This window comes from Dactylosporangium sp. NPDC051485 (assembly GCF_040682015.1).
Taxonomy (GTDB): Bacteria; Actinomycetota; Actinomycetes; order Mycobacteriales; family Micromonosporaceae; genus Dactylosporangium.
The window spans coordinates 1-22,228 of the sequence record NZ_JBFAZW010000026.1 but is presented as its reverse complement, the minus strand read 5'-3'; the positions used below and the strand labels follow the sequence as shown (position 1 = coordinate 22,228).

19 protein-coding genes and 3 pseudogenes are annotated in these 22,228 nt (G+C 74.4%); 12 read left to right on the top strand and 10 right to left on the bottom strand.

What is annotated here, in order from left to right; all coding sequences use genetic code 11:
• Window positions 1-15 precede the first annotated feature (15 nt).
• The 3 genes and pseudogenes from AB0M46_RS17325 to AB0M46_RS17315 all read right to left on the bottom strand — a co-directional run.
• Window positions 16-459, bottom strand: a pseudogene (locus AB0M46_RS17325) (SRPBCC family protein); the annotation flags it as partial.
• A 97-nt stretch (window positions 460-556) separates the two neighbouring features.
• The gene (locus AB0M46_RS17320; RefSeq protein WP_363336992.1) at window positions 557-712 is read right to left on the bottom strand and encodes a DUF6131 family protein; all 156 of its coding nucleotides are present in this window, start codon (window positions 710-712) and stop codon (window positions 557-559) included.
• A gap of 261 nt (window positions 713-973) precedes the next feature.
• The gene (locus AB0M46_RS17315) at window positions 974-1,870 is read right to left on the bottom strand and encodes a MerR family transcriptional regulator (RefSeq protein WP_363336990.1); all 897 of its coding nucleotides are present in this window, start codon (window positions 1,868-1,870) and stop codon (window positions 974-976) included.
• 91 nt (window positions 1,871-1,961) lie between these two features.
• On the opposite strand from AB0M46_RS17315, the gene eno reads away from it, so the two are divergent.
• Window positions 1,962-3,230, top strand: a complete 1,269-nt coding sequence (gene eno, locus AB0M46_RS17310) for a phosphopyruvate hydratase (protein ID WP_363336988.1) — start codon at window positions 1,962-1,964, stop codon at window positions 3,228-3,230.
• Window positions 3,231-3,233: 3 nt separating this feature from the next.
• Here the strand turns inward: eno and AB0M46_RS17305 are convergent, their stop codons facing one another.
• Entirely contained in the window at window positions 3,234-4,139 is a 906-nt protein-coding gene (locus tag AB0M46_RS17305) for a hypothetical protein (protein WP_363336986.1), read from the bottom strand.
• A gap of 43 nt (window positions 4,140-4,182) precedes the next feature.
• On the opposite strand from AB0M46_RS17305, the gene AB0M46_RS17300 reads away from it, so the two are divergent.
• Window positions 4,183-4,464, top strand: coding sequence for a hypothetical protein (locus tag AB0M46_RS17300; RefSeq protein WP_363336984.1), 282 nt, complete (start codon window positions 4,183-4,185; stop codon window positions 4,462-4,464).
• Here the strand turns inward: AB0M46_RS17300 and AB0M46_RS17295 are convergent.
• Together AB0M46_RS17295 and AB0M46_RS17290 are read right to left on the bottom strand one after the other, a co-directional pair.
• A complete protein-coding gene (locus AB0M46_RS17295; protein WP_363337097.1) occupies window positions 4,456-5,121 on the bottom strand; it encodes a hypothetical protein in 666 nt (221 codons plus the stop codon). The genes AB0M46_RS17300 and AB0M46_RS17295 overlap by 9 nt on opposite strands.
• Before the next feature lie 51 nt (window positions 5,122-5,172).
• Window positions 5,173-5,287, bottom strand: a pseudogene (locus AB0M46_RS17290) (TetR family transcriptional regulator); the annotation flags it as partial.
• Between the two features lie 157 nt (window positions 5,288-5,444).
• Between AB0M46_RS17290 and AB0M46_RS17285 the strand changes: the two are divergent.
• Both AB0M46_RS17285 and AB0M46_RS17280 read left to right on the top strand, forming a co-directional pair.
• On the top strand, window positions 5,445-6,443 hold the full coding sequence (locus tag AB0M46_RS17285; RefSeq protein ID WP_363336982.1) for a LacI family DNA-binding transcriptional regulator: 999 nt from the start codon (window positions 5,445-5,447) through the stop codon (window positions 6,441-6,443).
• Between the two features lie 112 nt (window positions 6,444-6,555).
• Window positions 6,556-7,755 carry an MFS transporter gene (locus AB0M46_RS17280; RefSeq protein ID WP_363336980.1) on the top strand — a complete coding sequence of 400 codons (1,200 nt, stop codon included), beginning with the start codon at window positions 6,556-6,558 and terminating at the stop codon, window positions 7,753-7,755.
• A gap of 18 nt (window positions 7,756-7,773) precedes the next feature.
• Here AB0M46_RS17280 and AB0M46_RS17275 read toward each other — a convergent pair whose 3' ends face one another.
• Together AB0M46_RS17275 and AB0M46_RS17270 are read right to left on the bottom strand one after the other, a co-directional pair.
• Complete coding sequence (locus tag AB0M46_RS17275; protein ID WP_363336978.1) at window positions 7,774-8,427, bottom strand: response regulator transcription factor; 654 nt, start codon at window positions 8,425-8,427, stop codon at window positions 7,774-7,776.
• A gap of 70 nt (window positions 8,428-8,497) precedes the next feature.
• Window positions 8,498-9,661 carry a histidine kinase gene (locus AB0M46_RS17270; RefSeq protein WP_363336976.1) on the bottom strand — a complete coding sequence of 388 codons (1,164 nt, stop codon included), beginning with the start codon at window positions 9,659-9,661 and terminating at the stop codon, window positions 8,498-8,500.
• Window positions 9,662-9,806: 145 nt separating this feature from the next.
• Between AB0M46_RS17270 and AB0M46_RS17265 the strand changes: the two genes are divergently transcribed.
• The 8 genes from AB0M46_RS17265 (at window position 9,807) to AB0M46_RS17230 (ending at window position 20,803) form a co-directional block, all read left to right on the top strand.
• Window positions 9,807-10,472: a hypothetical protein gene (locus AB0M46_RS17265; RefSeq protein ID WP_363336974.1), complete on the top strand. Its 666-nt coding sequence runs from the start codon at window positions 9,807-9,809 to the stop codon at window positions 10,470-10,472.
• 172 nt (window positions 10,473-10,644) lie between these two features.
• Window positions 10,645-11,526, top strand: coding sequence for an alpha/beta hydrolase (locus tag AB0M46_RS17260; RefSeq protein ID WP_363336972.1), 882 nt, complete (start codon window positions 10,645-10,647; stop codon window positions 11,524-11,526).
• 142 nt (window positions 11,527-11,668) lie between these two features.
• Window positions 11,669-11,827: a hypothetical protein gene (locus AB0M46_RS17255; protein WP_344615843.1), complete on the top strand. Its 159-nt coding sequence runs from the start codon at window positions 11,669-11,671 to the stop codon at window positions 11,825-11,827.
• Between the two features lie 25 nt (window positions 11,828-11,852).
• Window positions 11,853-14,150 (top strand): FxsB family cyclophane-forming radical SAM/SPASM peptide maturase, encoded by a 2,298-nt coding sequence (locus AB0M46_RS17250; RefSeq protein WP_363336970.1) that lies wholly within the window; start codon window positions 11,853-11,855, stop codon window positions 14,148-14,150.
• Window positions 14,151-14,236: 86 nt separating this feature from the next.
• Entirely contained in the window at window positions 14,237-14,920 is a 684-nt protein-coding gene (locus tag AB0M46_RS17245) for a TIR-like protein FxsC (RefSeq protein WP_363336969.1), read from the top strand.
• Window positions 14,921-14,934: 14 nt separating this feature from the next.
• Complete coding sequence (locus AB0M46_RS17240; protein ID WP_363336968.1) at window positions 14,935-16,122, top strand: TIR-like protein FxsC; 1,188 nt, start codon at window positions 14,935-14,937, stop codon at window positions 16,120-16,122.
• A 62-nt stretch (window positions 16,123-16,184) separates the two neighbouring features.
• Window positions 16,185-20,027: an FxSxx-COOH system tetratricopeptide repeat protein gene (gene fxsT / locus AB0M46_RS17235; RefSeq protein WP_363336967.1), complete on the top strand. Its 3,843-nt coding sequence runs from the start codon at window positions 16,185-16,187 to the stop codon at window positions 20,025-20,027.
• 107 nt (window positions 20,028-20,134) lie between these two features.
• On the top strand, window positions 20,135-20,803 hold the full coding sequence (locus AB0M46_RS17230; protein ID WP_363336965.1) for an SGNH/GDSL hydrolase family protein: 669 nt from the start codon (window positions 20,135-20,137) through the stop codon (window positions 20,801-20,803).
• Here the strand turns inward: AB0M46_RS17230 and AB0M46_RS17225 are convergent.
• Both AB0M46_RS17225 and AB0M46_RS17220 read right to left on the bottom strand, forming a co-directional pair.
• The gene (locus AB0M46_RS17225) at window positions 20,792-21,451 is read right to left on the bottom strand and encodes an HAD family hydrolase (RefSeq protein WP_363336963.1); all 660 of its coding nucleotides are present in this window, start codon (window positions 21,449-21,451) and stop codon (window positions 20,792-20,794) included. The genes AB0M46_RS17230 and AB0M46_RS17225 overlap by 12 nt on opposite strands.
• 318 nt (window positions 21,452-21,769) lie before the next feature.
• Window positions 21,770-21,892 (bottom strand): annotated as a pseudogene (locus AB0M46_RS17220) (LysR family transcriptional regulator); the annotation flags it as partial.
• Between the last annotated feature and the right edge of the window lie 336 nt (window positions 21,893-22,228).

The window sequence follows — 22,228 nt, the reverse complement described above, 5'->3', positions numbered from 1 at the left end:
TGGCGTGCCCGGGGCCTCGCCGCGCCACTCGCCGGTGGCGCCGCCGCGCTGTTCGATGAATTCCTTGAACCGCCTGGTGTCGGCCTTCACCTGCCGTTCGTCGATGCCAACGGCGCTGCCGGCCTTCTCGACGATGCCCTCCGGCTGCCAGTCCAGCTCGACGGTGACGCGGGTGTTCTGTTCGTCGAGGGGCTGGAAGCTGACGACGCCGGCATGCTTGGAGTCGCCGCCGGTGCTGCGCCACGCGATGCGCTGGTCGGGGCGCTGTTCGGTGATCTCGGCGTCGAACTCGCGGCGGACCCCACCGATCTTGGTCACCCAGTGTGTGTGCCGGTCGTCGAGCTGTCTGATCGACTCGACGCCGCTCATGAACTGCGGGAACGACTCGAACTGCGTCCACTGGTCGTACGCTGTGCGTACCGGGACGTGGACTTCGATGGTGTCGGTGACGGTACTCATGAGCAAACCTCCTCGATACCGCTGTCATGCAGATGGTGCCCGCTGGCTTGGGCGGCTAACGTCCACGACCTGTCGTCGCCCTGGCAACTTCGCACCGTTACCAGTAGTGGCGTCTCCCGGCAACGGGTCGTCCGAGGGAGCCGAGCAGGAACAGCACCGCCCCGATCACGAGCAGGATGATCCCGATGGTCGTCAGGATCGTGATGTTCAGGAACAGGCCGAGCAGGAGCAGGATGACGCCGAGGATGAACATGACGGCCCCCTACATTGATCCCGTGACTCACAATTCCGCCTGCCCGTTCCAGGGCGACCCAAACGAGCGCCGGGTTCAGGTTCGTACGGCGGCGGGCAGGACCTCGGCCGGGGTGACAGACAGCAGCGGCCGGGTGGGGGTCGGCGCCGGGCTCGACGGTGTGGCCGCGGCGGATGGCGTGGTGGCACGGCCGGCCGGGCGGCGGGCAGCAACGCTGGGAGCATCGGGCCGAACAGGACGCAGTTACCCTGCAGCCGCGGGCTAACGGGGCGCTCGCGCCCGGTTGAGCCAGCGCAGCACGTCGTGGGCGTGGGTCGACGGGGCCGGGATCGGGTGGAAGACGTGCTCGATCCGGCCGTCGGAGATGATCAGGGTCAGGCGGTCGTAGAGGGTCATGCCGCCGGCCGTGAACGTCGGCAGGCCCAAGGCGCCCGCCAGCGCCAGCCGCGGGTCCGGGATCAGCGGGTACGGCAACCGCAGCCGATGCGCCAGCTCCCGCTGGTAGCTCGCGGACTGCGCCGACAGCCCGTACACCCGCGAGGCCCCGGCGCCCAGCAGTTCGCCGTGGTGGTCGCGGAACCAGCGGGCCTGCTCGGTGCCGCCGCGCGCCCCCGGGATCTCCAGCAGCCCGTCCGGCAGGTCCACGCCCGGCCGCCCGGTCAGCGGGTAGACGAACAGCACGGTCCGCCCGGGCCCGAGATTGCGCAAGGACACCATCTCGCCGTCGGTCGCGAACACCTCCAGCGCCGGCAGGGCCAGGCCCACCAGGGCGGACGGGGCGACGGCCACCGGGGGCGAGGACGCGGCGACATCCACCGCGGCAAGGCGGGCCTCCAGGGCGTCGCGCTGCGCCGTCAGCTGGTCGATCCGCGACTCCAGGCCGCCGATCGCGCTGCGGTACGTGGCCAACGCGGCGGCGCAGACCTCGGCCTCGTCGCCGCCCGCCGCCAGGCTCTCCACGAAGGGGCGGGTCTCCTCCACGCTCAGGCCCAGCGCGGTCAGCTCGCGGATCTGCACGACCAGCCGCACGGCGATCGGGTCGTACTCGCGGTAGCCGTTGCCCGACCGGCGGCACGGCACGACCAGGCCGACCTCCTCGTAGTACCGCAGCGCCCGTAGAGTGCTCCCCGAGCGCCGGGCCAGCTCGCCCACACGCATGACGAACACCCTAAACCCGCACCCCAGGGTGCGGGTCAAGGTGACCGTCGACGCGTCGAAAAATGGCCGCTGAGCTGCCAGGATCGGCGCCATGACAGCAATCGAAGCGGTGCGCGCCCGGCAGATCCTCGACAGCCGCGGCAACCCGACCGTCGAGGTCGACGTGCGGCTCGCGAACGACGCACGGGGACGGGCGGCGGTGCCGTCCGGGGCGTCGACCGGCGACGCCGAGGCGGTGGAGCTGCGCGACGGCGACCCGGCGCGCTTCCACGGCAAGGGGGTGGCGACGGCGGTGGCCAACGTCGCCGGGCCGCTCGCCGACGCCGTGCGCGGCCTGGACGCCGAGGATCAGGCGGCGGTCGACGCCGCCCTCATTGCCGCCGACGGTACCGCGGACAAGCGCCGCCTCGGCGCCAACGCGATCCTCGGGGTGTCCCTGGCCACGGCCAAGGCCGCCGCGGCCGCCGCCGGCAAGCCCCTCTACCGTTACCTGAACGCCGACGCGACCCGGCTGCCCCTGCCGATGATCAATATCGTGAACGGCGGCGCGCACGCCGACAACCCGCTGGACTTCCAGGAGTTCATGATCGCGCCGATCCGGGCAACGACCTTCTTCGACGCCGTCCGCATGGGCTCCGAGGTCTTCCACACGCTGAAGCGGAGCCTGGCCAAGGCGGGCCACAACACCAACGTCGGCGACGAGGGCGGCTTCGCCCCGGCGTTCACCACCGCCGACGAGGCCCTGCGGTTTATCACCGACGCGATCGCGGCCACCGGCTACACGCCCGGCACCGACGTGGCCATCTGCCTCGACCCGGCCGCCTCGGAGTTCTACCGCGACGGCGCGTACGCCTACGCCGGCGAGGCAGTGCTGCGCCGCCCCGCCGAACACGTGGACTACCTGGCCGGGCTGCTGCAGCGGTACCCCATCGTCTCCATCGAGGACGGCATGGCCCAGGACGACCTCGACGGCTGGCGCGCCCTGACCGCCCGCGCGGGCGCCTCCACCCAGCTCGTCGGCGACGACGTCTTCTGCACCGACGCGGCCCGCCTCGCGAAGGGCATCGACGACGGGTACGCCAACGCCGTGCTCGTCAAGGTGAACCAGGTCGGCACGCTCACCGAAACACTGTCCACGGTGGACACCGCCCGCCGGGCCGGCTACCGGGTGGTGATGTCGCACCGCTCGGGCGAGACCGAGGACACGACGATCGCCGACCTGGCGGTGGCGACCGGCTGCGGGCAGATCAAGACCGGCTCGGTGTCGCGGTCGGACCGCACCGCGAAGTACAACCGGCTCATCAGGATCGAGGAGGAGCTCGGCGGCCGCTCGCAGTTCCGCGGCGACCTGGCCTGGTAGGGCTCAGGCGGCCTGCCAGACCCGCGCGTCGCGGAAGACGATCTCGCCGCCGACCGCCATCACGCCGAGGCGCCCCGACGTGAACTGCCCGTCGCCGCCGGACGCGACGAGCGTGCGGTCGACGTAGAACCGCAGCGAGGTCCCGGCCGCCACCACGGCGAGCGTGTGCACGCCGTCGATCCCGGACGGCGGCCCGCTCCCGGTGGCGATCACCCCGCCCGGCCCGGCGATCACGGCGGCGCCGTCGCGGGTGAACTGGGCGCAGTACGGCGACGTGGCATCGCCCTGCCGGAAACACACCGCGGCCGCCGTGCCCGTGGCGTAGCGGAACGTCACCTCGAACGTGAAGTCCGCGACGGGCACCCCGCCGAAGCACTCGTGGAACGGGGCCCCGGTCACGTGCAGCCCGTCCCCCGCGATCCGGCAGGTCCCGCCGTCCGCATCCGGGTTGGTCCACACCCCCCGGTCGCTGGTCAGCGGGTCGTCGAGCACGAGGTTGCCGTGCCCCGGCTCGTACACGTCGGCCCGCCGCGGCGACGGCGGGTCCCCGAGCGGCGCGGTCGCGGTGGCCACCGGGGCGGTCGGCGTCCGCGCCGGCTCGGCCACCGGGCCGGCCGGGGCCAGGGGCGGCGCGGCCTGCGGGGCCGCCCGCCCGGGCCGCGCCGCGAACCCGGCCGCGACGTGCCCGCTCAGCCCGCCCCCGACCAGCAGCACCGCCATGAGCAGCCCCGATACGACCCGCCGGCCTGTCTCTTCGCGCCGCGCCCGCGCGACCACGACCACCACCCCGGCCACCGCCACGACCCCGGACACCCCGAGGGCCACGAGCCCGTGGTGGTCGTACGTCCCGAAGAACTCCGCGATCCCGACCAGCGCCCCGAGCAGCGCGGCGATCGCCACGTATGCCATGGCGCCCATTCTCCAACGAGCCGGCCGCCATAGACTCGGCGGCATGTCGACTGCCGCGGAGTACCTGTTCTTCGCCGACTCGATGGCCCGGGGCAGCTCGCCGCTGTACGAACGGCTGGCCCGGGGTGTGGCCGGGGACGAGGAGATCCTGGGCCTGCTCGACGGGCAGGAGCCGCCCTCGGTCTTCCCCGAACTCGCCCCGCGCCTGCCCGAGGCACCGCCGTCCGACGCCGTGTCCTACGCGCTGATGCTCGACGAGCGGCCGCTGGCCTACGCCGCGCTGCACGGGGCGTGGCTGCGGCCGTTCGCCGGCCGGCTACGGTAGCGCGATCCAGGTGGCCCTGGCCGTCGCCAGCACTGTCCCCTTCGGACTGTAGACAGTGGACAGCACGTCGGCCTTGCGCCCTGCGCCACCGAGGTGTGCGCCCATCACCACGCACGTGTCGCCGGGCTCCGGCAGGGCCTCGATCCAGGCGGCGAGGCGGCCGAGGACGTACGGGCGGCCGCCGTTCGGCCCGATGACCGACCAGCCGCCGGGGCAGTCCAGCGCGGCCCACATCGTCACCGCGGAGACGTCCCCGGGCACGTGCCAGGGGGTGGCGGTGCGGCCGTCGGGCAGGATGCCCGGGAACAGCGCGAGGCCGTCGGCCCGGTCGGGGCCGCACACGTAACACGTCGGGAACGGGTGCTCGCGCAGGCCGGGGTACTCCTTCGAGATCGCCGCGGCGGCGTCGAGCGACACGGGCGGTACCACTGCGGGGTTGTCCGCAGCGACCTGCCGGGCCTCCGCGATCAGCTCGTCGCCGGACAGGGCGCGGCCGCCGGTCTCGGCGCGCACGACGGTCAGGTCGGTCTCCAGCGGCGGCGGGCGGCGCAGCGTGACCTCGGCCGGGGCGAGGCGGAGGTCGGCGGCGAGCAGGCCGCAGGCGTACCCCCCGTTGCCGGACCCGGGCGGGCCGTTGAACCGCGCGGCGATGCGCATGGACGTCCTCCTGTTCAGTTCGGGCTCCTGTCGCAGGTCGGGCGACGCAGGCCGGCGGGCGTCGTAGCGAGTATCGCGCTGCGCGCCGATGCACAGGTTACCGACGCCCCGCATGGGCTGATATGCGTCGAGCCTCGGCCCGGATCTCCCCGGCCACCGCGGCGGCGCCCTGGCCGACGGCTCGACAGCCGACCGAGGCCTCGCCCCCTGCCCGGCGCGACCTCGGCCGCCACCTGGCCGGCCGACCAGCGGTGCCGGCACGACCTCGGCCGGCGGCTCGACGGGCGGCCGGGCGAAGCGGGCGGGCATGGTGTGATGTGGGGATGAGTACCTCCAGGCCGACCATCGACGACGTCGCCCGGGCCGCCGGCGTGTCGCGCGCGACCGTGTCCCGGGTGATCAACAACGAGCCGGGCGCGTCCGAGCTGCTGCGGGCCCGGGTGCGGGCGGCGGTGGTCAAGCTGGGGTACCTGCCGAATCAGACGGCCCGGGCGCTGGCCTCGGGGCGGCCGCGGGCGGTGGACGTGGTGGCCGTGACGTACACGCCCGGGCTCGGCTGGCTGGGCGTGCACCCCTACTACAGCCGCGTGCTCGCGGGGGTCATGTCGGTGCTGGAGGGGACCGACGTACACCTGCGGCTGCACGCCGTCGGGGTCGCCGGCGCCGCTGAGGCGCTCGACGCGATCGCGGCGCAGGCCACCGTCGGGGCGGTGCTGACCAATCTCGAGCCGGCGCAGGCCGCCCGGTTCCACCGCCGGTGCCGGCGGGCGGTCTCGGTGGTGGCCACCGCCGCGTCGGTACCGTCGGTCGAGGTGGACAACGCCGCCGGGGCGTACGCGGCGGTCGAGCACCTGCACCGCCTCGGCCGCCGGCGCATCGCCGCCATCCACGGGCCCGAGGCCAGCACCTGCGCCGCCGACCGCCGGGCCGGCTACGAGCGGGCCGTGCGCGACCTGGGCCTGCGCGACCTCGGCACCCCCGGCGGCGACTTCCTGCGCGAGCACGGCCGCGACACCGCCGCCCGGCTGCTGCGGGAGTACCCCGACCTGGACGCGCTCTTCGTGTCGTGCGACCTCATGGCCGCCGGGGCCGTGCAGGCGCTCACCGCCGCCGGGCGCGGCGTGCCCGGGGACGTCAGCATCATGGGCTTCGACGACAGCCTGGCCGCGGTCTGCGCCAACCCGCCGCTGAGCACCATGCGCGTGCCGGTGGAGGACATGGCGGCCGCCGCCACCCGGCTCCTGCTGGACGGCGACGTCGCGGCCGGCCACCGCGAGCTGTTCCCGGTCGCGCCGGTGCTGCGGCAGAGCACCGCCGCCTGACGCCCTGGCCGCGGCGGGCAACAGACGCCGCAACCGGCGGGCAACGGACGCCGCACGACCGGCCGCGGCGGCGCTTTACCTGAGAGCGCTCTCGGGCCTAGCGTCCCGGGCCATGTCCGAGCCGCTCCGCGCCGCCACCCGGGCCACGTACGTCGTGTTCGCCGCCTGTGGCTTCATGCTCGCCAGCTGGGTCGCCCGCATCCCGCAGCTGCGCGACCACCTCCACCTCGAACCGGCCCGGCTCGGCTGGGTGCTGCTCGGGGCGGCCGCCGGCTCGCTGGTGTCCCGGCCGTTCTCCGGGCCGGTGCTCGCCCGGCTCGGGCAGCGCCGCACGGTCCGCATCGCCGGGGTCGTCGCCGGCGCCGGGCTGTTCGTCACCGGGCTGGGCGGGGCGGGCGGGCTGTGGGTGCTGGTCGCCGGGCTGCTGGTCATCGGGTTCGCCTCCTCGGTGTGGGACGTGGCCATGAACGTCCAGGGGGCCGAGGTCGAGCGGCGCCTCGGGCGGTCGATCATGCCGCGGTTCCACGCCGCGTTCGCCGCCGGGACGGTCGCCGGCGCCGGGCTCGCCGCCGGCCTGGTCTCGCTGCGGGTGCCGGTGCCGGTCCACCTGTGCGTGGCCGCGGTGCTGGTCGCGGCGGCCGTGTACCTCGGTGCCCGCGGCTACCTGCCCGACGCCGATGCGGCTGCCACCCCGGGCGCCGCGCTACCGCCGGCCGCGCTGCGGGCCTGGCGGGAGCCGCGGACCATCCTCATCGGGCTGTTCGTGCTCACGTTCGCGTTCGGCGAGGGCGCCGCCGGTGACTGGATCGGGGTCGCGCTCATCGACGGCCACGGCGCGGCGGCGGCGGTCGGCAGCCTCGGGTACGCCCTCTACCTCGCCGCCACGACCGCCCTGCGCTGGTTCGGCGGCGGCCTGCTCGACCGGTTCGGCCGGGTCGCCGTGCTGCGCGCGCTGGGCCTGGTCACCATCGCCGGGCTGCTGCTGTTCGTCTTCGGCCCCAACCTGGCGGTGGCCCTGACCGGGGCGCTGCTGTGGGGCGTCGGCACGGCCTTCGGGTACCCGGTCGGCATGAGCGCCGGCGCCGACGACCCCCGCCATGCCGCCGCCCGGGTCACCGTCATCTCCACGCTGGGCAAGCTGGCCTCCTTCGCCGGGCCGCCGCTGATCGGGATGATCGGCGACCGGGTCACGGTGCTGCGGGCCCTGCTCGTCGTCGCCGCCCTGCAGGCCGTCGCCGTCCTGATCGCCGCGGCGACCCGACCGCAACGCCCCGAAGCAGCCGAAATGGCCAGCGCCGCATCAGGTCGTTGAAGCCCGGCGGGCCCGGACTCACGACCCGGGGCGGATCAGGCCGCTCTCGTACGCGAAGGCAACCGCCTGGACCCTGTCGCGCAACCCGAGCTTGGTGAGCATCCGCGACACGTAGGTCTTCACCGTCGCCTCGCCGAGGTAGAGCTCCGCGGCGATCTCGGCGTTGGACCGGCCGCGGGCGACCAGCCGCAGCACGTCGGCCTCCCGCTCGGTGAGGTCGGCCAGCCGGGCCGCGGCCCGCGGGTCGGCCAGCGCGGCGCTCGCGTAGGACTCGATGACCCGCAGCGTCACCGCCGGGTCGAGCAGCGCCTGGCCGGCCGCGACCGTGCGCACGGCGTGCACGAGCTGCTCCGGCGGGGCGACCTTGAGCAGGAAGCCGCTCACCCCGGCCCGCAGCGCCTGGCGGACCGCCTCGTCCTCGTCGAACGTGGTCAGGATGATCACCCGGGTGGCCGAGGACGCCAGGATCTGCCGGGCCGCGGCGATGCCGTCGGTGCGCGGCATCCGCACGTCGAGCAGGACCACGTCGGGCGCGGTGCGGCGGACCTCGGCGACGGCCCGCTCGCCGTCGCCGGCCTCGCCGACGACCTCGATGTCGGGCTGGTGGTCCAGCAGCATCCGCAGGCCGGCCCGGATCATCGCCTCGTCGTCGACGACCACGACCCGGATCATGCTGACCTTCCTTCGGGAACAAGCACCAGGACACGAACGCGGCAGGCCCGCCTCCGCCGCGCCGCGGCGGTCATGCGGCCACCGCCGCGAGCGGGAAGATCGCCTCCACCGTGTACCCGCCCGGCCGGGGTCCCGCCGAGAGCGTGCCGGAGCAGGCGGCCACCCGTTCCCGCATGCCGATCAGCCCGAATCCGCCGGGGGCCTCTCCCGCCGTACCGGTGCCGGCATCGTTGTCGACCGTCAGCGTCACGGCCCCGGGGTCGCGGCGCACCCGCACCGTCGTGCGGGCGGGCCCGGCGTGGCGCAGGACGTTCGTGAGGGCCTCCTGCAGCACGCGGTACGCCGAGATGTCCTGCGCCCGCGCAATGCCCTCGAGGTCGCCGTCGACGAGCAGCTCGACCGGCAGCCCCGCGGCCCGGACCTCGGCCACCAGGTCCCCCGCCCGGGCCAGCGACGGTGGCGGCGCCGGCGCCCCCGCGGCCGCCTCCCGCAGCAGCCCGACCAGCCCCCGCAGCTCCTGCACCGACTCACGGCCGAGCCGCTCGATGCCGGCCATCATCTCGGCCTGCGCCGTGCCCGCCGGCAGGGTGCTGCGCACGGCCCCGACCTGCAGCACCATCACGCTGATCGAGTGCGCGACGGCGTCGTGCATGTCGCGGGCGATGCGCTGGCGCTCCCGGGCGACGGCGGCGTGCTCGCGGGCCTCCCGCTCGGCGTCCAGCGCGGTGTTGAGCCGGGCGAGCAGCTCGGCGCGCTCGCGCAGCCGGCGGGCCAGCCGTCCGACGCCCCACGCGCCCCAGGCCATCAGCCCGAAGAACAGGTTCTCCCAGGCCTGGCTGCCCAGCCCGGACACGGTCGAGCCGGACGCCCGCCCGGCCACCCAGGTGCCGAGGCTGGCCAGCACCTGCACGGCGAGCGGGGCGAGCAGGGACGTGCGGGCCCGCGCGATCCGGTAGCCGGCCCAGCCGGGCGCGGCGAAGAACCCGAGCACCGCCGCACCGGTCGGCCCGTGCAGCCCGCCGAGGACCGCGACCGGGAACGCGAGCCCCACCACCGCCGCCCCGGCGACCGGCCGCCAGGCGGCGAGCAGCATCCCGCCGACCACGGCGGCCAGCGCCGCGGCGGGCGCGGCCGGGGCGGCGGAGAACTGCGCGTCGAGCAGGATCTCGGCGGCGCCGACCACGGCCAGGACGGCCGCGGCGCTGGCAGGGACGGTGAGTGCGGCGCGGGGCATGGCGGCGATCGTAGAGTGCCCCGGGTGCCGCCCGGGTCACCCACGCGACGGACAGCGTGACCGGTCCGCGTCCGCCGCGCGGCGGACGGGAGTCGAGACGCGCGCGGGCAGTGCCGCGCCCCTCCCCGGCCATAGCGTTCCTGGCATGACGAACACCAATTCCCCCGCCAAGCGGGTCATGTATATCGCCGCCGGTGTCGCCCTCGTCGTGGGCGCCGTGTCCTTCTTCGCGGGCCTCGCCACCTCGCCGCCGCAGGCGGACGAGAGCAAGGCCACCTACCTTCGCTCGCTCGCCGACGACCCGTTCACCACCCAGCTGTCCGCGCTGTTGCTGCACTACGGCAACCTGCTCATGGGGGCGGGCCTGCTGGCCGTGCCGCTGCTGGTCCGCGGCCGGCGGGGCGCGGTGCTGACCGCGGCCGGCGCGCTGCTGGGCGCGCTCGGGCTGCTGGAGATGTCCGGCGCGCTGCTGTCCGACTGGTTCCACATGGAGCTGGGCCGCAACCTCCCGGTCGAGCAGGCCGTGGCGATCTCCGACCAGGTGCTCGCCCACCCGGCGCAGCAGCTGGCGTTCACCCCGGGGCCGCTGGTCTCGCTCGCGCTGGTGCTCACCTTCGTCGGGCTGGCCCGGGCCGGGGTGGTCGGCTGGTGGACGGTGCCGGCCGTGGTGCTGGGGTATGCGGGGCTGCTGTTCATGCCGTACGACACCCCGGTCCTGCCGGCCGTGGGCACCCTGCCGATGCTGGCGGCGGTGGCCTTCGCCGGGCGCCGGGTGCTCGGCCGGGCCGCGGTGCCGGCGCTCGTTGCCTGACCGCTTCCCGACAATTCATCACCACCGGGGTATTCCCGATCAACCCTTACTTGATTTACAACGTTTTGCACGTCGAAGGTGAACTCCAGGCGGCCTGGCACTAATGTGAAGCCCTGTCCGCCCGGGGCGGACAGTGAGCACATCCGGGCTCAGGGGGGTTACGTTGGCACTGGTGGCATCGCGCCCCGAACACGTCCACCTGAACGGCCGGAAACTCGCGGTCGAGATCGCCGGGGACAGCGACGGCTTTCCGATCATCTTGATGCACGGCACCCCGGGCAGCCGCCGCGGGCCGAAGCCCCGGCCGATCGTGCTCTACCGCATGGGCGTGCAGCTGATCACCTACGACCGGCCCGGCTACGGCGAGTCGGACCGGCACGAGGGCCGCTCGGTGGCCGACGCCGCCGTCGACGTGCACGCGATCGCCCGGCACCTGCGCCTGGAGCGGCTGGCCGTGGTCGGCCGCTCCGGCGGGGGCCCGCACGCCCTGGCCTGCGGGGCGTCCGACCTGCTCCGGGACCTGGTCACCCGGATCGCGGTGCTGGTCACGCTCGCGCCGCCGGACGCGCCCGACCTCGACTGGCACGGCGGCATGAACGTGCAGAACCGCCGGGCCCACTCGGCCAGCGAGCAGATGCTCGTCGCCCTGCTCACCGCCCGGGCCGAGCGGGCCCGGACCAACCCGCAGAGCATCCTCGACCAGCTGGAGCCGGAGCTCACCGGCACGGACCACACGGTCGTGAGCGACATCGTGCTGGGCAACCTGCTGCGGGAGAGCTACGCCGAGGCGGTGCGGACCAGCCCGCACGGCTGGATCGACGACGGCCTGGCCTTCCACAAGGAATGGGGCTTCGACCCGGCCTCGATCAAGGTGCCGGTGAAGATCTGGCACGGCGACCAGGACGGCTTCTCCCCCACGTCCCACTCGCGCTGGCTGGCCACGAGAATCCCCGGCGCCGAGGCGCACATCGCAGCGGGCGTCGGCCATTTCACCGCGGTCGAGGTGCTGCCCGACATTCTGAGCTGGCTGACCGACCCCGTGCCGGTGCCGTGATCGGCACGCTCTGACCAGCGTCAATGTGATGTAAGGTGACATGACGGCACGTAGTGCTTATGCTACGACGACCAAAAGGCGCCGCCATCCAACCCGCAAACATCGAGTCTGGTGCGCGCCGCCTCCGGGGGGAGAGGACCGCATGACCAACGCTGCCCACACTTTCGCCGCCCTCGCCGAGATCGGCAACACCCCGATCGACCAACTGACCCCGGCCCAGACCCGCCCGATTGCCGAGTCACTGCTGGCCAAGCGCCGCCGGCGGCTGGACGTCAGCAAGTTCAACTCTGCCGGCGCGTAGCCCCACCCCGATCCCGCCCCGTCGCGTGTCCGCGCAGGCCGCCGCCATCACCGAGTTCGTGCTCAAGGTGCACAGCCGGTGCGACCTGCGCTGCGACCACTGCTACATCTACGTCCACCGGGACCGCACCTGGAAGGACCGGCCGCGGGCGATCAGCCCCGGCATCGCCCACCTCGCCGCCCAGCGCATCGCCGAGCACGCCCGCGACCACGGCCTGCACCGGGTCCGGGTCATCCTGCACGGCGGCGAGCCGCTGCTGCTCGGCGCCGAGCGGCTGCGGGCGCTGCTGAGCGACCTGCGCGCCACCGTGCGGCCGGCCGCCGAGATCGACCTCGTCCTGCAGTCCAACGGGATCCTGCTCGACGAGGAGCTGTGCCGGCTCTTCGTCGAGCACGGCGTCCTGGTCGGCATCTCGCTGGACGGTGACGCCGCCGCCAACGACCGGCACCGCCGCTTCCGCAACGGCGCGAGCAGCCACGCCGAGGTGCTGCGCGCCCTGGAGCTGCTGCGCCGACCCGAGTTCCGGCCCGCCTACGGCGGGCTGCTGTGCACCATCGACCTGGCCAACGACCCGATCGCGGTCTACGAGGCGCTGCTGGAGCAGCGGCCGCCGCGCATCGACCTGTTGCTGCCCCACGCGACCTGGGACGACCCGCCGCCCCGGCCCGGCGGCGCGGCCGCGCCGTACGCGGCCTGGCTGCTGGCCGTCTACCGGCGCTGGGTCGCCGACGGCCGGCCCGTGCCGATCCGGCTCTTCGACTCGCTGCGCTCGGCGGCCGCCGGCGGCCCCAGCCAGACCGAGGCGGTCGGGCTCGACGCGATCGGCCTGGCCACGATCGAGACCGACGGCGCCTGGGAGCAGGCCGACTCGCTCAAGACCGCCTTCCACGGCGCCGCGGCCACCGGCTTCCACGTGCGCACGCACTCCCTCGACGAGGTCGCCGCCCACCCCGGCGTCGCCGTCCAGCGGCAGGGCGCGGCCGCGCTGAGCGCGACGTGCCGCGACTGCGAGGTGCTCGCCCAGTGCGGCGGCGGGCTGCGGGCGCACCGCTACCGCACCGGCGGCGGCTTCGACAACCCGTCCGTCTACTGCGCCGACCTGAAGGAGCTGATCCTGTCGATGCGCCGCGAACCGGACACCGGCCGGCCCGCACCGATCGTGGCCCCCGCACCGGCGCTCGACGCGCTCCTGGACGACCTCGCCACCGGCGCCGGCTCGGCGGAGGCGGTACGCACCCTGCTCGACGCGCGCGCCGCGGTCGACCGCACGCTGCTGATCGACACCCTGGCCGAGGCCGACCTGCCCGAGCCGGCCGCCCGCGCCTGGGCGCTGCTGCGGCGCATCGACGCGACCGCGCCCGAGGCGGCCGTGCCGGTGTGGCGCCACCCCTGGCTGCGGGTGTGGACGATGCGCTACCTCGACGGCGTCGACAAGAGCGGCCCCGACTATCTCGCGCGGCTCGCCGGCGCGGCCGCGGTGCGGGCCGGCGTCGAGGCCGAGCTGCCGCTGCCCGTCCGCGACGGCCGGATCCACCTGCCCGGCCTCGGCATCGCGACCCTCGCCACCACGGCCGCGCTGGCCACCCTGACCGTCGAGGCGGGCCGCTGCACCCTGCGCGCGCCCGGCGCGGACCCGGTCGAGGTGCGCGACGGCGCCGGGCCCGGCTGGCGACCGGTCCTGCGGGCCGGCCCCGAGCAGTGGCCGGTCCTGCTCGACGACCTCGACGAGCAGCGCGACTGCCACGAGTGGCCCGCCGCCGACCGGCTCACCCCCGCCGCCGCGCTGGCCTGGGACGCCCGGCTGCGCGACGCGTGGGCGGTGCTGGGGCGGGAGGCGCCGGAGTACCGCCCGGCCCTGCGCTGGGGCGTGCACACCGTCGCCCCGCTGGCCGTCAACCCCGGCGGCGCCCGGCGCAGCGCCACCCACCGCGACGCCTTCGCCGCCATCGGGGTGGCCGCGACCGACGCCCCGGCGACCGCGATCCTGCTCGTCCACGAGCTGCAGCACGTCAAGCTGGGCGCGCTGCTGGACCTGTGCGACCTCGCCGACCCGGCGTACCTCGGCACGGTGCCCGTCGGCTGGCGGCCCGACCCGCGGCCGGTCGAGGCGGCCCTGCAGGGCATCTACGCCCACCTCGCCGTGGCCGACCTGTGGCGCCGCCGGCCCGGTGCGCCGGCCCGGGCGAGCTTCGAGGACTCCCGGCGCTGGGTCCTGGAGGCCATCGACGCGGTGACCGGGACCCGGGCGTTGAACGGCGAGGGGCAGCGCTTCGTCGCCGGCGTGCTGGCGACGGTGGACGGCTGGGCCGCGGCAGGGCCGTGAGGATCACCCGGACGGTCAATGTATTCCAGGTCCGGATCGTGCTGGTCTGGACCGTACCGTCTCGTCCGCGACGAACAGGAGGAGCAGTGCCGCAGCCCGAGCCGAAGCCGGACGAAGAGCCGGAGTCGGGCTCGGCCGAGGACCCCAGTGCCCCGCTGTTCTTCCTCAGCTACGCGCGGATGCGGCCGCTGAACCGGCCGGTCGAGTCGCTTCCCGACCCCAACCGCAACGTCCGGATGCTGTTCGGCCGGCTCTCGATGCACCTGAACAACCTGGTGTACCGCGAGACCGGCACCGACCCCGGCTTCATGGACGTCACCATGGCCGGCGGCGAGCGGTGGAGCCCGGTGCTCATGGAGGCGGTCGGCACCTGCCAGGTGTTCGTGGCCCTGCTGTCGCCGACCTACCTGCAGCGGCCCTGGTGCGCGCGCGAGTGGAACGCCTTCGCCGCCCGCACGGTGCGACCCCGCCCGGGCAGCGCCCACACGACCTCGATCGTGCCCGTGCTGTGGACCTCGACGCGCTCCTACCGGGTGCCGGAGTCCATCCAGGCCATCCAGCTGTTCGTGCCCGAACGGCTGCACCGGCCCCGGCTGACCCAGCGCTACCTGGAGGACGGGCTGTACGGGCTGCTGCTGGGCGCCAACCAGGACGAGATCGAGCTGGTCATCTTCCGGCTGGCCCAGCGCATCGCCGAGCTGCACTTCGCCAACCACGTCGAGCCGGGCATCGTGACCGACCCCGAGTCGCTGCCGACCACGATCAAGTAGGGACAGGAGGGACCATGCCGACCGACGAGGGGATGTACTTCTTCCTCAGCTACGCCCACCCGTCCCCGCTGCGCGGGTTCGAGATGCAGCCCGACGCCGAGGTGCTGAAGTTCTTCACCGACCTCTCCCGCCGGCTGCGGGCGGTGGCCGCGCTGCGCGAGGGGCAGCGGGTCGGGTTCCTCGACGCCGAGCTCGACCCGGGCGCCGACTGGGACCGGGCCCGCGGGCGGGCGCTGAGCGTCGCGCAGGTGTTCGTGCCGCTGTACTCCCCGACGTACTTCAACAGCCCCGGCACGCTGGGCGAGCTGCGCTGGTTCCGCGACCGGCTCGCGGTCCTGCCGCCCGAGGAGGCCCGGCCGCACGTCCTGCCCGTGCTGTGGGATCCGCTGCCGCCGCGCCCGGACAGCCCGCCGCGCACCGAGGACGCGCTCGCCATCGCGCCGGACTCGGCCGCCTACCGCGAGGACGGCATGCGCGTGCTGTCGGTCTTCCCGATGTACGAGAAGGAGTACGACGACGTCCTCGGCCGCATCGCGACGGCGATCAACCGCGTCGCACACGGCCACCGGCTGCCCCCGTCGCCGGCCCCGCCGCTCACGCCGGAGCCGATCCCGCCCGACGTCGCCCAGTTCGTGGTCGTGGTGGCCGCGCCGACCCGCGACGCACCACCGCCCGGGCGGGAGGACGCCGCATACGGGTGGGACGCCGCGCACTGGCGGCCCTTCGGCGCGGAGGGTCCGCTGCCGGCTGCGGACTACGCCGCCAGCATCGCGGAGCAGCTGCGCCTGGCCACCTACGTGACCGATCTCGACGGGGTGAACGACCTGCTCGACACCCGCCCGGCGATCGTGCTGATCGATCCGTGGGTCCTCGCCGCCGGCGGGGGCGAGGATGCGCTGAGCGGCGCGCTGCGGCGGCTGCCCAGCTGGGCGATCCCGGTCATCGTCGTGGACGCGCTCGGCCAGGACGACGCGCGGGCCGTCGCCCTGGCCGAGCGCGTCGAGGCTATGCTGCAGGCAATGGATCGGCCCCGGCCGAAGCAGCTGCACGGCCTGCAGGAGTTCCGGTCGGGCGTGCGGGACTTGATCAGCGAGGCCCGCCGGCGCTATTTCAAGGACGCCCCCGGCATTCCCTCCGGCCGGGCCCCGTCGCCCCGGCTGCGGCTCATGGCCGAGGACCGGCCGCCGGAACCGACCTTCTGAGCACCGCCCCGTCCTCCTGGGCACCGCCCACGCTCCAGGACCGAGCAGATGAGAGCGCGCCGATGACCGAAGACAGCAACGGCCGGGTGATCACGTTCTACTCGTTCAAGGGTGGGACCGGCCGGACCATGGCGCTGGCCAACGTCGCCTGGATCCTCGCCGAGCAGGGCAAGCACGTGCTGGTCGCCGACTGGGACCTGGAGTCGCCGGGCCTGCACCGGTTCTTCAGCCCGTTCATCGGCGCCGCCGAGGTCCAGCAGCAGCGCGGGGTCATCAACATGATCCGCGAGTTCGAGGACGCGGCCATCAACCCGCCCGGCACGCCCCGCGAGCCCGGCTGGGAGGCGTACTACGCCAGCACCCAGCGCTTCGCGTTCCCGATCGCCTACCCGTTCGCCGGCGGCGGCAGCATCAGCTTCCTCACCGCCGGCATGCAGAACCAGGACTACAAGGCCGGCGTGACCGGCCTGGACTGGGACACGTTCTACAACCGGCTCGGCGGCCAGGAGTTCCTCGACGCGCTGCGGGCCGACATGAAGCGCCGCTTCGACTACACGTTCATCGACAGCCGCACGGGCCTGAGCGACGTCGCCGACATCTGCACCATCCACCTGCCGGACGTCCTCGTCGACTGCTTCACCCTCAGCGAGCAGGGCATCGACGGCGCCGCCGACGTCGCCCGCAGCGTCGGGCAGAAGTACAAGCAGCGCGGCATCCGGGTGCTGCCGGTGCCGATGCGGGTCGACCCGGCCGAGAAGGACAAGGCCGACGCCGGGCGCCACCACGCGATGTCCAAGATGGAGGGACTGCCGGCCGGGCTCACCCCGGCCGAGCGGAGCCGGTACTGGCTGGACGTCGAGGTGCCCTACCTCGCCTACTACGCCTACGAGGAGACGCTGGCCACCTTCGGCGACGAGCAGGGCGCCAAGAACTCGCTGCTGACGGCGTACGAGAAGATCGCCGCCGCGGTCACCGAGGGCGAGGTGACCGAGATGCCACGCATCGACCCGGGGGTGCGCAGCATGTGGCGCGACCGGTTCCTGCGCAAGCGGGTCCCGCTCACCACCGAGGTGGTGGTCTACTACGCCGCGAAGGACCAGCTCTGGTACGAGTGGATCGAGCGGCTCTTCGGCGCGATCAACGTCACCGTCGTGGACGGCACGCGGATCGACAAGACGGCGCAGACCGGCCGGCCGCTGGCCATCGTCTCGGCCTCCTACCTCGCGGCCGGCCTGCCCCGGCCGATGGGGTCGCTCGCGGTCTTCGTCGACGACTCGACGCCACAGCCCGAGTTCCGTTCCGCCGTCTACCTCAAGGGCATGGGGCCGGCCGAGGCGGCCCGGCGGGTCATCGCCATGATCGGCGGGCCGGCCGACATCGACAGGGCGCCGGGCGCCCGCTACCCCGGCGAGGCCCCGGCCATCCAGCAGGCCCCGATCCGCAACCACCTCTTCACCGGCCGCGACGAGACCCTGCGCGCGGTGCGCTCGGCGCTGACCGGCCCCAGCTCCGGCCCGCCGGCGCTGGTGGCGCTGCACGGCTCCCCCGGCATCGGCAAGACCCAGGTGGCACTGGAGTACGTGCACCGCTTCGGGGCCGCCTACGAGCTCATCTGGTGGATCAGCGCCGAGCCGCGGATCCTCATCGACACCGCCGTCACCGACCTCGGCGACCTGCTGGAGCTGCCGCGCCCCGCCAACGTGACGCTGGGCACCCGGGCCGTGCGCGAGGCCCTGCGCCGCGGCGTGCCCTACGCCCGCTGGCTGCTCGTGTTCGACAACGTCGGGCAGTACGGCGACATCGAGCGGTTCCTGCCGGGCGGCCACGGCCACGTCCTGGTGACCACCCGCGACAAGAGCCTGACCGACGCGGCCACGACCATCGAGGTCGACACCTTCGCCCGGGCCGAGAGCGTGCAGCACCTGCGCCAGCGGGTGCCCGACATCTCGGCCCCGGACGCCAACGACCTCGCGCACGCCCTCGGCGACCTCCCGATCGCGATCGCCACCGGCGGCGCGGCGCTGGCCGAGCGCGGGACGCCGGTGGCGCAGTACCTCGAACAGCTCGCCGCCGGCGAGACCGAGATCCCCGTCCAGGCCGTGTACGACCTGTCGCTGGACGAGCTGCAGCACAACGATGCGGTCGCCTACCGGCTGCTGGAGGTCATGTCGGTCCTCGCCCCGGACATCGCGCTCGACCTCGTCCACCACAACGCGATGGTCGACCTGCTCCGCGCGAGCGACCCCGCCCGGCGCCGCCCCAGCGCGACCCGGACCGTGCAGAAGCTCAGCCGCCTGGCCCTGCTCAAGCTCGACCACGCCACCGGGCGCATCCAGGTCCACCGCATGCTCCAGGCCGCGATGCGCCTGCGGATGGGGGCCGAGCACCGGGAGGCGACCCAGCGGGCGGTGCTCGCGGTGCTCACCGCGGCCAAGCCTGAGAAGGACGTCGACGACCGCGACGCCTGGGACGGCTACCGCGTGCTGTGGCCGCACCTGGAGATCGGGTACGAGCAGGCCGAGGTCGCCGCCGGGACCCGGTCGCTGTTCGTCATGGCGCTCGCCTCCGACCAGCCGGCCGTGCTCGAGCTGCTGGTCGACCGCATCCGCTACGTGTGGGTGCGCGGCCCGGCCGACCAGTGCGACCACCTCGCCACCCGGATCGAGGACGCGTGGCGGGAGCGCCTGGCGACGACCAGGGACGCGGTCCTGCGCGACACCCTGCGCGTGTCGCTGCTGCGGGCCCAGTTCAACCACGCCAACGCGCTGCGCCAGCTGGGCCGCTTCCAGGAGGCCTTCGACCTGGACACCGCCACCCACGCCGAGCAGAGCAAGCTGCTCGGGGAGACCCACCTCGACACGCTCATGACGGCCGGCGGCCTCGCCGGCGACCTGCGCGCGCTCGGCCGGTACGACGAGGCCCTCAAGCGCGACCGGGCCACCCACGCGACGCTGTCGACGGAGTACGGCGACACCTACCGCCGCACCCTGGCCGCGCTGAACAACCTCGCCACGTCGCTGCGCCTGGCCGGGTACTACGCCGAGGCCCGCGCCCAGGACGAGTTCGCGCTGCAGCGGCGGGAGGTGGTCCTGGGCCGCCGCGCCTTCTACACCCTGTGGTCGCAGGCCCAGCTCGGCCGCGACCTGCGCGAGCTGGGCGACTACGAGCGCTCGGTCGCCATGCTCACCGACGCCTTCAACGGCTACAGCGAGGACCCGGGGCCCGACGCCGCCCAGACCCTCTCGACGCACGCCCACCTCGCCGTGTCGCTGCGCAGCCAGGGCCGGGCCGAGCTGGCCCAGACGAAGCTCGACGACTGCTACACCGCGCTGCTGCAGTACGGCGCCGACTACCCGGACACCCTCGCCTGCCAGCTGAGCCGGGCCACCAACCTGCTCTCCGTGGGCCGGCTGACCGAGGCGAAGAACGAGATGATCCGGGTCCTCGACGCCTACCGGCGCAACCTGACCGCGGCGCACCCCCACACCCTCGTGTGCGAGAACAACCTCTCCGCCATCGAGCGGGCCCTCGGCAACGTCCCGGCGGCCCTGGCGATGGCCGAGCGGGCCGTCGACGGGCTCGCCCTGGCCCTGCGCCCGGACCACCCGGTCCTGCTCGCCGCGCGGGCCAACCAGGCCCTGTACCTCTTCGAGGCGGACCGCGCCGACGAGGCCCGGCAGCTGGCCGACGAGGTGGCCGCCGCGCTCGTCGAGGTGCTCGGGGCCAAGCACCCGGACGCGCTGCGGGCGCTGGCCAACGCCCGGCTCATGCGCAGCGAGCGGGGCGCCGCCGACCCGGAAGTGCTCGCCGACCTGACCGCCGCGCTGGGCCCGGAGCACCCGGCGGTCCGGGCGCTGCAGGAGGGCCGGCTGCTGCACCGCGTGCTGGACCCGGGCCCGTTCTAACCGGTCCTACCGGCCGCCTGGGGGGCCCCCGGCGGCGGCCGCCGAGTCGTCGCCGACGACGTTGTGGCAGGGCGACCTGGGAACGCGCCTACGGCACAATCGGGGGCGTGCGTGCCCTCACTGCCCTGCTGGCCGCCGCGCTGCTGGCCGGCTGCGGCGCCGACCCCGATCCGGGCACGATCCGGATCCTGCCGCTCGGCGACTCGATCACCGACGGGTTCGGCGTGCCGGGGGCGTACCGCACCGAGCTGTACCGCCGCCTCACCGCCGCCGGGATGCGCGTCGACTTCGTCGGCTCCCGCCGCGGCGGCCCGCGGGACCTGCCCGACCGCGACCACGAGGGCCACCCCGGCCTGCGCATCGACGAGATCGACGCCGACGTCACGAAGTGGGTCAACGCCACCGACCCCCGGATCGTGCTGGTCCACCTCGGCACCAACGACGTGGTGCAGGACGCGCGGCTGGCCGAAGCGCCGCAGCGGCTGGGCCGGCTGATCGACCACATCGCCGCCACCGCGCCGGACGCCGACATCTACGTGGCCTCGCTCGTCCCGCTGGCCGACCCGGCGTGGCAGGCCCGGGCCGACGCCTTCAACGCCGCCCTGCCGGACCTGGTGGCGGCGAAGGGCCCGCGGGTCCACCTCGTCGACATGCGCGCGGCCCTGACCGTGGCCGACCTGGACGACGGCGTGCACCCGAGCGCCGCCGGCTACGCGAAGATGGCCGGGGCCTGGGCGGCGGCGCTCGGCCCGGGCGCTACCCGCTCAGGCCGGTAGGCGGTCCCGGAGCTCGGCGAGCTTGTCCAGCACCGGCCCCGGCCAGCCGGGGTCGGTGTCGCGGTGCTCCCGGGTCCGGATCACGGTCATGCCGACCGCGGCGGCCCCGGCCAGCTCACCGTCGGCGCCGTCGCCGACGAACACGCAGCCGGCCGGTTCGGTGCCCAGGCGCTCGGCCGCGGCCAGGTAGATCGCCGGGTCGGGCTTGGCCAGCCCGGCCTCGCACGAGAACACGGCGGCGTCGAAGCGGGCGGCGAGCGGCCCGTCCCGCCACGCCTGCGCGCTGTCCGAGGTGGCGTTGCTGACGAGGCCGAGGCGGTACCCGTCGGCCCGCAGCGCGTCGAGCGCCTCGAGCGTGCCGGGCGAGACGGCCCCGACGACGCGCCGCGCGAGCGCCCGCCGGTGCTCCGCGGCCCGCGCCACCTGCTCGTCGCTCGGCGTCGTGCCCAGCCGCCCGGCGAGAATCCGCACGGTCTCCTCGACGTCCCAGCGCACGAGCCGCTCGGGCCAGCTGTCGCGGTAGGCGGCCACGAACGCCCGGGGCGCCACCCCGACCATGACCGCCATCTCCTCCACCACCCGCTCCCGCGCCTCATCGGCCCCGTGCACGAGGGTGTGGAACAGGTCGAAGACCACCGTCCGAACCATGATCGGCATGCTATCGCGTAGAAGTGCCGGCCCTGATCCAGCGAGAACCGGCGGATCGAGCGCGCCGCCCCCACAAACCCCTGGACAGCTGTATCAACACCGTTGCGTGAGGCGTCGAGTGGATCGGGTCAAGCGCTTGATGCTGCGCAGCGGGCGAGCCGACGTGGCCCTGCTGCACCATCCGCTGCCCGCTCCCCCAGCGAGAACGCGAACTGCACCGGCAGCGCGTCCGGCTCCGACTCGTACGCGGCCAGGATCCATGGCAGCAGGCCTCCGCCGCGCTCGGCGTACCGCCGCCGACACCGCATCCAGCGCCACGCGCGCGTCGCCGAGCAGCACCTCACCCGCCGCGGTGAGCCGGTTGCCGCGGCTCGTGCGCTCCAACAGCGCGACACCCACGCGGTGCTCCAGCTGCCGGATCGCGCGCGACAGCGGCGGCTGCGGCGACGCCGCCTCCAGCGGCATGATCACGTGCACTGTCATGGCCGAGATGCAGGGACATAGCCCCCCGGATGCGTCGACGACAGCATGGCCAGACGGCGAGTTCACCGGTCAACTGACACGAGGTAGCGCCGCAATCAGCGCGTCGAACACCGCGGGGTCGTACCGGTCCGCCCGTGCCGCAGGCAGTACGGCGGGAAGTCCGTCCGACGGCAGTCCCCAGCGTACCCGGCCGGGTGCGGCTAGGGCCTATCTGACGGATCTTGAAACGGGTACTGTGTGGCGTGGCCTGTGATCTGTCCGATGTGGAATGGGAACGGCTCGCGCCGCTGCTGC

Bases quoted from the DNA above. Each gene is read 5' to 3' on its own strand.
- AB0M46_RS17320 (WP_363336992.1), bottom strand. From the start codon at position 712: ATGTTCATCCTCGGCGTCATCCTGCTCCTGCTCGGCCTGTTCCTGAAC.
- AB0M46_RS17315 (WP_363336990.1), bottom strand. From the start codon at position 1,870: ATGCGTGTGGGCGAGCTGGCCCGGCGCTCGGGGAGCACTCTACGGGCG.
- eno (WP_363336988.1), top strand. From the start codon at position 1,962: ATGACAGCAATCGAAGCGGTGCGCGCCCGGCAGATCCTCGACAGCCGC.
- AB0M46_RS17305 (WP_363336986.1), bottom strand. From the start codon at position 4,139: ATGGCATACGTGGCGATCGCCGCGCTGCTCGGGGCGCTGGTCGGGATC.
- AB0M46_RS17300 (WP_363336984.1), top strand. From the start codon at position 4,183: ATGTCGACTGCCGCGGAGTACCTGTTCTTCGCCGACTCGATGGCCCGG.
- AB0M46_RS17295 (WP_363337097.1), bottom strand. From the start codon at position 5,121: ATGCGCATCGCCGCGCGGTTCAACGGCCCGCCCGGGTCCGGCAACGGG.
- AB0M46_RS17285 (WP_363336982.1), top strand. From the start codon at position 5,445: ATGAGTACCTCCAGGCCGACCATCGACGACGTCGCCCGGGCCGCCGGC.
- AB0M46_RS17280 (WP_363336980.1), top strand. From the start codon at position 6,556: ATGTCCGAGCCGCTCCGCGCCGCCACCCGGGCCACGTACGTCGTGTTC.
- AB0M46_RS17275 (WP_363336978.1), bottom strand. From the start codon at position 8,427: ATGATCCGGGTCGTGGTCGTCGACGACGAGGCGATGATCCGGGCCGGC.
- AB0M46_RS17270 (WP_363336976.1), bottom strand. From the start codon at position 9,661: ATGCCCCGCGCCGCACTCACCGTCCCTGCCAGCGCCGCGGCCGTCCTG.
- AB0M46_RS17265 (WP_363336974.1), top strand. From the start codon at position 9,807: ATGACGAACACCAATTCCCCCGCCAAGCGGGTCATGTATATCGCCGCC.
- AB0M46_RS17255 (WP_344615843.1), top strand. From the start codon at position 11,669: ATGACCAACGCTGCCCACACTTTCGCCGCCCTCGCCGAGATCGGCAAC.
- AB0M46_RS17240 (WP_363336968.1), top strand. From the start codon at position 14,935: ATGCCGACCGACGAGGGGATGTACTTCTTCCTCAGCTACGCCCACCCG.
- fxsT (WP_363336967.1), top strand. From the start codon at position 16,185: ATGACCGAAGACAGCAACGGCCGGGTGATCACGTTCTACTCGTTCAAG.
- AB0M46_RS17225 (WP_363336963.1), bottom strand. From the start codon at position 21,451: ATGGTTCGGACGGTGGTCTTCGACCTGTTCCACACCCTCGTGCACGGG.